This window comes from Anabaena sp. FACHB-1237 (assembly GCF_014696225.1).
GTDB lineage: Bacteria > Cyanobacteriota > Cyanobacteriia > Cyanobacteriales > Nostocaceae > FACHB-1237.
In genome coordinates, this window is sequence record NZ_JACJPV010000080.1 from 1 (window position 1) to 5,923 (window position 5,923).

The window sequence follows — 5,923 nt, forward strand, 5'->3', positions numbered from 1 at the left end:
GAAAAAAATTGCTAAGTTAAATAATGAGATTGATAAGTTAAAAGTTGAGATTGAGGATATAGAAAGTGGGAAGATTTATGAAAATGCTTTTGAATGGCGTTTTGAATTTCCTGAAGTGTTAAATGATGAGGGTGTTTTTGTTGGTTTTGATGTGGTAATTGGTAATCCTCCTTATTTTTCACTATCTAAAATTAAAGAAAAATATCAAAGTGCTTATTTTGAAAATAACTACCAAACTTATACAAAGGTTTCAGATATCTATTGTTTGTTTTATGAAAGAGGAAATTGTATTTTAAGAAAAAAAGGATTATTAAATTATATCACTTCTAATTCTTGGTTAAAAACTATTTATGGTGACTCATTGAAAAAATATTTTATTGAAAATATGCAACCTAATATTTTATTGAATATCGAGGATATTCAGATTTTTGAAGAAGCAACTGTAGAATCAAATATCATCATCTTGAAAAAGGATAAAGTTAATGAATGTTTTGATGTGGCTAGTCTTATGAATAATTATATTATTGGTTCTTCTTTAGATAAATATTTTAGTAATAACTGTTTTCAATTTAAAATACCTAGCACATCAGAATGGATTATAGGAAATGAAAAAATAACTAAATTAAAATCGAAAATAGAGCAATTATCTAAGCTTTTAAAGGAGTTCAATATTAATATTAATAGAGGTTTATTGACTGGTTTTAATGCAGCTTTTATTATAAATGAGGAAACTAAAAATAAATTAATTGCTGAAAATTCTAATTCTACTGAAATAATGCAACCTATTTTAAGAGGTAGAGACTTAAAAAAATATAGTTATGACTTTTCAGGACTTTACCTAATTAATACACATAATGGAGTTGCAAAAAATAATATTGAAAGAATTAAGGTTAAAGAAGATTATCCATCTATTTATAATTATCTGCTTTCTTTTCTTCCTCAGATCAAACAACGACAAGATCAAGGTAAGCATTGGACAAACCTGAGAAACTGTGCTTACTTAGAAGATTTCAACAAACCTAAAATTATCTGGGGCGAGATTTCTGATAAACCTAAATTTGCTTTTGATGACTCTAACTATTATGCTGAAGCTACTACCTTCTTAATGACTGGTGAAAAACTTAAATATTTATTAGCAGTTTTAAATTCAAAACTATCAGAATGGTATTTTAACCAAATTTCAACTACTACAGGAATGGGTACAAATAGATGGAAAAAGTATAAAATTGAAATGTTACCTATTAAAGAACCTACAGAAGTTGAAGAATTGTTATTAGAACAATTAGTTAATCAAATCCTTAACGCTAAAAAATCAGATCCCAATGCAGATACAACCGCATTAGAAGCAGAAATTGATCAAATGGTTTATCAACTATATAATTTAACACCGGAGGAAATTGAAATTATAGAAAGTTCTAACGGGTAGGGGTAAAGCACAATGCACTTTACCCCTAGGATTAATTAATCAATATCAGGATGTTCGTAAAATGGTATAATATCCTGTACATCCTAAAATATTGGTGATCTTGATTCTGAAAATAAATCAGGATTTTATTAAATATTTCCTGGATAACAAATAGTGAATAAAATAGGAGAATAAACCATTGTTAACATCAGTCATTTCCATAATTGATATCTTTAGTCAAGTGCAAACAATTTCTAATAATTGTAAATCCCTTTCTCCAGAACAATTAGACTTGCAAAATAAAAATAGAACAAGTATTTTACCCTGGAGAGGTCAATTTTCACCTGAGTTAATAGAACTATTTCTCAAAGTTTATGCTCATCCTAATGATGTCATTTTAGACCCATTTGCAGGTAGTGGAACAACCTTATTTGAAGCTGCACGTCAAGGTTTATCTTGTTATGGTACTGAAATAAATCCTGCTGCTGTAGAAATGGCTAAAACTGCTCATTTTGTAAATATAGAACCCACCAAAAGACAAAAATTAATTAAATTAGCTGAGGAAATTATTAATAAACATTTATTACCCTTTGCAGGAGATTTATTTTTTTATGGCTTTTCTGAAAAACAAACATCTTTAGATAAACAAGAAATCGAAGAAAATTTTATTATTAAAATATTACAAGAATGTGATAATGAACAGATATTAAAAAATCTACTGATCAATGCAATTATTAACTACCATCAACAAAATCAACCAAGAGAATTAATCGCCTTTAGAAAAGCATTACAAAAGCATATCAATATTATTACATCTCTGCCCTATTCTCCTCATCCCTGTCAAGTTATTCATCAAGATGCTAGAAATATTCCTTTATCAGATAATAGTATAGATATCGTGATCACATCTCCTCCATATATTAATGTATTTAATTATCATCAAAACAATCGTATAACAATGGAAATGTTAGGTTGGAATTTACTAACAGTAGCGAAATCAGAAATAGGTGCTAATAGGAAACATCGTCAAAATAGGTTTTTAACTGTTATTCAATACGCCCTAGATATACTAGATGTGTTGAAAGAAATTCACAGGTTAATTAAAGAAAATGGTAGAGTAATTATTGTGATTGGCAGAGAATCAAATATACGTGGTGTACCTTTTAAAAATGGTACATTATTAGCTAATTTAGCTGTTCAAGGTGCGGGTTTTAAAATTGATTTAATTCAAGAAAGAAAATTTAAAAATAAATTTGGCAAAATAATTTATGAAGATATTTTACATTTAGTCCCTGAAAAAAATCCTCACATAGCAGATGACACTCTAGCGATAGAATTAGCAAAGGAGTTTTTAACAACAGCTTTAGAAAATATAGAAGGAGATATTTATGAAGAAATAATTAATGCTAAAAACCGTGCTAATTTGGTACAAAAATCACCTATATTTCAAGCTGACAATAACGTTACCCAAGATTAACTAAGATTAACTTTTTAAGTTATGAAAACTTATTCTACCCCACATTTTGAAAAACTAAAAGCTTTACTGGATAATTCTAAACTTCCAGTTAATGATAAACCTAGAGTTACTGAAGCAATGGACATTTATGAAACATGGATTAACAATTTAAGACAAGCTATAATATCTCAAGTGACATCAGAACAAATGTTAAATACTCTATTAAACTTGTTGATTGATTACAAAAATTATATAGATATCAAATTAATTTTTGATAGTCCTAATGATTTTTTATATAGACAAAAGGGGCAATTAAAATTAGATAATACGATAATTGAGGAATTTTTACCATATCTGATTAACCCCATTATTATACCAGAAATAGAAAAATTAGATGCCCAGGTTGGACCTATTAAAGCATTTTCTTCTGTTTACTTTGAGTCTAGTTTAACAATTCCAGCTTTAGGAGGTGGTTTAAGTGTTAGAAGCAAAAACCAAGATTTTGCAATTACTAGAAAACTCTATTTAAAAGCATCTCATTTTCCAGATTTTACACAAGAAAAAAGTATAATTACTAATCTGGCTTATATTGCTGTAGAATGTAAAACCAATCTTGATAAAACCATGTTTCAAGAAGGATGTGCAACCGCACATGATGTCAAAACCGCAGTTCCTGGAGCAAAATATTTTCTAGTATGTGAATGGTTAGATATGTCTCCTATTAGCACTGCTCCCACAGATATTGATGAAGTCATTTTGTTAAGAAAAGCCAAAAGAATTAATTCTAATATTAGAACACATTTCGCCACTTATCAAGGTCGTTTAGATTATCGAGATTATTATATTCAATACTTAGAAAATAATCCATTTAGAATTGAAGTTTTTCAGCATCTTATTAATAATATTCGTAACCTTTTAAATAATGAAGGTTTAGATGAGAGTAATGTTTTGGAGGTTGGTTATTTTTGAATAAAGTCCTGGTGATTAAAAATTACTTTCATCTATGATATGAATGCCCCCTAACCCCCAATTCTGGGGGAATAAGAATTTCAAAGTCCCCCAAACTTGGGGGATTTAGGGGGCTAAATAATCATAAAACGAAGACAGATAGAACTTGTGTCGTAGCTTGCTAAGGGGGGGAAACAATAAAAATCCAGTTCCCTCCCCTTACTAAGGGGAGGGTTAGGGTGGGGTAAAAAATATTTGATACATCAACCATAACTTTTCAAACACCCTCTAAGAATAATGGCTACTTTGACTGATGAAGAATTTATCACTAAAAAAGATATATATATTTTTATAAATAACAATAATCAATTTTCTGCAAGATATTTATTAGCGATAATTAATTCAAAATTTATTTCATTTATGCAAACTAATATTTCTGCATCGGCAAAAAAAGATGATTTTACACAAATAACTTTAAATGATATTCGTAAAATTAAAATTCCTGAACTAACTAAAGAACGAAAAAAAGATATAGAAAACCTTGTTGATCAAATTCTCAACGCTAAAAAATCAGATCCCAATGCAGATACAACCGCATTAGAAACAGAAATTGATCAAATGGTTTATCAACTTTATAATTTAACACCGGAGGAAATTGAAATTATAGAAAGTTCTAGCGGGTAGGGGTAAAGCACAATGCACTTTACCCCTAGGATTAATTAATCAATATCAGGATGTTCGTAAAATGGCATAATGTCCTGTACATCCTTAAATCCTGGGTATCCTGATTCTGACAATCAGAAAATATACTGTACAATATAACAATACTACTTATCCAAAATCTACCTCAATATGACTATATACGGACCAGAAAATATTAATTTAGAAGGTGTAAATGGCGATCGCTATTGGTTTTATGAACCTTTTAATTATGTGGGAGTAGATGATATTAACGAAAAACTCAGTGGTTATCCTGTGGTTGTGTTTTTACCGCCTTATGGTGTCACTGATAATACACCTTTAGTTATCGGTTTACAGGGAATGTGTGCGCCTTATGGTTTAAATGCTTTTATTATCCCCACTTTAACACAAATGGGTATTGCAGTGGCTTTATACGAAACTCCTTTTGCTGGAGAACGTAGTTTAATCAGAACTTTTACAGCAAAAGTAGAAAAAGAATTACAACCATTAATAGATAGAGGTATTACTTTTGATACTAAATTGTTATTACATTTATTTGAAAAAAATGCCCATGATCTGAAAAATGTTCATCAATTTTGTCAAGAAAAATATGGTGTTGGTAAGCATAAATTAGCTTTATTTGGCGTGAGTATGGGAGTATTAGAAACAGCTTACTGTTTTACTGCTTATGGTATAGGAGATAGGTTATTAGGTGCAATTGGCCACGCGGATCTTTTCTCTTTTGCTAATAGTTGGGGCGGTAGTGTTTTACCTGCTTTAGCTAGTTCTCCTTTAGGTGAAATAGTGGGTAATTTATTGAATAAAGTTCAACCAGAAGCAAAGACAATTATTAATCTTTTGCAGTTGGTACAAAATATTAGAAAGCCTGATCAATATGCTATTGCTGCTAATCCTTTGAGTTATATTGATCGGGTAAAACCACATCGTCAGGTGCGATTTTTAGTGGGAGAGAATGACTCTGTGGTTAATTTTAAAGATGCTCAAATTTGTGCTGAAAAATTTCCTAATGGAGAATGTTTTGTAGTTCCAGGTTTGGGACATGGGGATAGAAAATGGGGTCCGACTTTTGTTGATCATGTGCGCTATTTTTTGACTACTCAATTAAGTAATTGGTAAGTTAAATTTTCTTCTCTTCTGGCGATTGGAAATCGCGGCTATACAGACAAAACCTGCCTACACAGGTTAAAAGTAGATTCGTTCTTTTATGAGTCCACGCAGGTGGTGGTTGAGCCTGTCGAAGTGTGAATTTGGTTTGTGTAGTAGCAAATTATATTCGCCGATAAGTTTTCAGGCATACTCTTGGGATGCCAGCAAGATGCTTGTGCTACATATTGGGGGATGCCAGCAAGATGCTTGTGCTACATATTGGGGGAACTGCTAGTTCTGTATTTAATGCTTGCTTATTTCCTTTA

5 protein-coding genes are annotated in these 5,923 nt (G+C 30.5%); all 5 read left to right on the forward strand.

Annotation, left to right across the window (positions count from 1 at the left end):
- The coding region (locus tag H6F32_RS19970) for an Eco57I restriction-modification methylase domain-containing protein (RefSeq protein WP_190371014.1) at positions 1–1,426 on the forward strand (1,426 nt) is incomplete at its 5' end.
- Between the two features lie 178 nt (positions 1,427–1,604).
- The gene (locus H6F32_RS19975) at positions 1,605–2,882 is read left to right on the forward strand and encodes a DNA methyltransferase (RefSeq protein WP_190371015.1); all 1,278 of its coding nucleotides are present in this window, start codon (positions 1,605–1,607) and stop codon (positions 2,880–2,882) included.
- 21 nt (positions 2,883–2,903) lie between these two features.
- Positions 2,904–3,830: a Bpu10I family restriction endonuclease gene (locus H6F32_RS19980; protein WP_190371016.1), complete on the forward strand. Its 927-nt coding sequence runs from the start codon at positions 2,904–2,906 to the stop codon at positions 3,828–3,830.
- A gap of 276 nt (positions 3,831–4,106) precedes the next feature.
- Positions 4,107–4,493 carry a TaqI-like C-terminal specificity domain-containing protein gene (locus H6F32_RS19985; RefSeq protein WP_190371017.1) on the forward strand — a complete coding sequence of 129 codons (387 nt, stop codon included), beginning with the start codon at positions 4,107–4,109 and terminating at the stop codon, positions 4,491–4,493.
- 168 nt (positions 4,494–4,661) lie between these two features.
- Complete coding sequence (locus tag H6F32_RS19990; protein WP_190371018.1) at positions 4,662–5,627, forward strand: S9 family peptidase; 966 nt, start codon at positions 4,662–4,664, stop codon at positions 5,625–5,627.
- Positions 5,628–5,923 lie beyond the last annotated feature (296 nt).